This window comes from Bacteroides rodentium JCM 16496, from assembly GCF_000614125.1.
In the GTDB taxonomy this organism is placed as follows: domain Bacteria; phylum Bacteroidota; class Bacteroidia; order Bacteroidales; family Bacteroidaceae; genus Bacteroides; species Bacteroides rodentium.
In genome coordinates this window covers 1-3,349 of sequence record NZ_BAKJ01000113.1, presented here as the reverse complement: position 1 = coordinate 3,349, position 3,349 = coordinate 1, and the positions used below count along the sequence as shown (strand labels likewise).

General features: G+C 41.4%; 1 protein-coding gene. It reads right to left on the bottom strand.

The features are described from left to right. Window positions 1-697: 697 nt before the first annotated feature. Window positions 698-3,001 carry a leucine-rich repeat protein gene (locus JCM16496_RS20790; RefSeq protein WP_128809787.1) on the bottom strand — a complete coding sequence of 768 codons (2,304 nt, stop codon included), beginning with the start codon at window positions 2,999-3,001 and terminating at the stop codon, window positions 698-700. Between the last annotated feature and the right edge of the window lie 348 nt (window positions 3,002-3,349).

Here is a 3,349-nt window from a genome sequence, read left to right as displayed (position 1 = left end):
AAGTTTCCTGTAGTGCCGCCGCAAGCGGTTTATGGGGGGCTATTACTTTGCCATGTTGCCATCACTTTGCAGTATTGTCGCACTTCTTCTGCAGCACCTTTTTGCCATGGCTTTTAATATCAAAAAGATGTGTGCAAAACTGAGAGTCTGTTTAAATTTTCCTCTTAAAAGTCTTTATCAGCTCCTTTTGATTTTATTTTCGGTCTTTTTCTCTGTATTTTTTCGTCACATAGTTCGCTATACTCCCATTTACAGAGCATTAGTGTGATAAGCCTTACCCGCGTGTTTCTGACATTATCCGATATGATGTATACCAAACCGAAACGTGGGAAAAGCGTTACGTTAACTTCGCTTACCCGCGTCTTCAAGGCATTGGGAATAGCAACGGTAGCCTTGACCTTGGTGGTTTGGGTGCGTTATGTCATCCACGGTCACATGCCTTATATGAAGCTTCTGTCCGTTAGGCCAAATGTTTGTCGCAGGCTTCTTTCAGATTCCAACTCACAATGGTCCCCTTGTCATTGGCCAGATGGTTCCCGCTATCAGGACTTACCAGGAACCTGCACCCGTTAGACAATAACCATATCAAGTATACAAAACAAGAAAGAGGTGAACACCTTTGGGTATTCACCTCTTATTCGATTATTTAAAGTTTACCAATCCCATAGCCTCACAATGGATGCATCGGGGGTAATCTTTATTCAAAAACCTTATCTTCTCTTGTAATAGACTTGAAGGTACCACCTAGCCATTCCAAATCTTCCATATCAGCTTGTGCCATTGAAACGAACAAGTCTACATTGGTTAAAGTCGTATTTTCAAACGGCGTAGAAGCAGAAGCTACAGGAGTAGTAACTAATTTTCCGACATTTTTGAGGAACTTGATTTGCTTCAAAGCACTCGGAGTGCTGGTTCCGAATACGTCAGAACCAATCTTAGTAGCCTCAAGGAACTGAACACGTACAACAGCTGTACCGGAAAGGATTTCATCATTGATCTCTTTAACACTGATGTTTACAACATTGCGGTTTGTCTTTGTACCTACAAAGCTTGTCGCACCTTTGAATGCAGCTTTTCCGATTGTTGTCGCCTTGCTCAAATCCATCTCTTCGATAGCAATATTGCTTTCGAATGCACTTGCACCAATTTCAGTCGGAACAATCACTGCATCATCTTTCAGTACTGACGAAATCTTAGCTCCCTTAAACGCCTTGCTCGGGATAATAGTGGTTGATACATTTACTGCAAAGTTTTGTGCACCGGCACCTTCGAATGCAGAAGGAGCATTAGTAATATCCATTACGCCGGTTACGCTCTTCAGAGCTGTACAGCCGTTGAAAGCATTGGAAGTCAGAGCTACTTCAACAGGATTCAAAGCTACATTTTCCAGTGCAGTGAAGTCTTGGAATGTGATGGTACGGTCATAACCAAAAGTAGGACGCATGGATGTCATACCTTCAATCTTCAAAGTCTTCAAAGTAGCCTTCGTATTGCTGTTGAACAAGAGGCCATATACGTCATTCTCTGCAAATTCGTATGAATTGATATCAAGGTTGACCAACTTAGAGAATGCCTGGGTATCCAAGTATTCAGTAACCTTCGGCAATTCAAGTTTTTCGATTTGACCACCCAATGCAGCATCGAATGTTCCCTTCGGCATAGAAGTGTTGTTTGCCAAAGTCAAGTTCTTCAAACCCGTGAATTTCTTGATAGCAAGAAGCTCCTCGTTGCTCAGTTTCACTTTAGAGATGATGGTTTCGATATTTGCTAAAGCAATCTCGCCATTTACTGCATATTCGTCGGTCCATTTTACTTGGTCTTTTTCTTCATTGTAGATGTCGCTGAATTTGCCCTTATTGACAATCAATGTACGTGCGCTACCGGCAGTACCTTTGGTTACCAGATAGGGATACTCTTCAATATCCAATGCCGGTACTTCGATAAAGCCATTCCAATCTTTATTTGTTTCCAATGTTTTGGTCAAATCAATATTCTCAAAATTGAAAACAACTTCCATTGTTTCTTTCTTGCCCTTATCTACGAATGCTTTACGATTAACCTTCGTAATGGTGGCGATGGCCAAAGCGTTGTCGTCCCAATCCAAACCTCCAGTACCGATAGTCAAGTCAACTTTGCTGGCAGTACTTGTACCAATACCATTCTCGAATGTAGCCGTATAATCCAAAGTATCAACAACAATGGTGGCTGTGCTTTTATCATAAGCCAGTACAGAAGGGGCAATATCATTGCTAGCTTCTTCATAACCTTTAGCTTCAACCGTTACTTTGGTCAGTTTACCGAAGATGGATTTCAGTGTCGTAGCATCCACTTCCGTATAGTCGTTTGCATTCTTTGTTTTCATTACCAATGCAGCCAATGGGCGTTGGAAACGCAGATTTACTTTTTCGCCAACCGCATCGTAAGAATTCTCTTTGGAAGCAATACTCATACTATACATAGGTATTGCAGAGTTGTTACCCTTAACGGTCGTCTGTGTCTGACTAACAATGTCAGGCAAACTGCTCAAAACGATTTTACCGGCACCATCTTTTGTTTCATAGTTAGCTTTTATGGTGCTTGGATATACAGCCAAGAAACGTGCTTCTTTGTCGCCATTGAAGTGCAATAAGTCAGCGTCACTTACAGCAGTGAAGGCTCCTGATTGTTTGGATTGTGTAGCTTTGTAAGTGGCATCTGCAACACCTGCTACAGAAGGAAGGCCTTGCCAGCTGGTCAACATACGACCGGTTAAATCCTGTTCTGAGCTGAATGCTCCTTTCTGAACATTTGCAGCAAAAATACCAATCCGGTCTTGCTCTGCATACCAAAACGGCACATAAGAAGTTTCGGTTTCATCCCACTGCATACGGGTCATTGGAGCTTGTTCAGCCACAAACGAAATCCCGTTGTTCTGTTTGGATGCAGGGAGTGAATCCAATTCATTTTCGGTACAACTAGCCATGAAAGCCAGTAATGCCGATGCTAATAATACTTTTTTCATTGTTACAATTTAATAATTAATTAATAAATGTTTCTTAATTGTCATTCTTAATAGCTGCACAACATTTGCCTGTTATGCCCCAGAAGCTCTTGAATGTTGGATTGGCTAGCTTAGAAATCTCCCTTATCTTCACTGCCCAGCTCGCTACCTGCGAACCCTACTTCCACTTCCACGTCCATAGTTTCCACCAATGGAGCTTCATACTTCATTTCTTTTTCCATGTTCATAATCGTAAAAAAATAGTTGTTAATAATATAATTTGTTCTTTTCTTCTTATGGCTATCGTTTGTTATATATAATAAGGTGTAGCCCATTTGAAACGCCCTGCAATGGTTTCATTATGGGCAT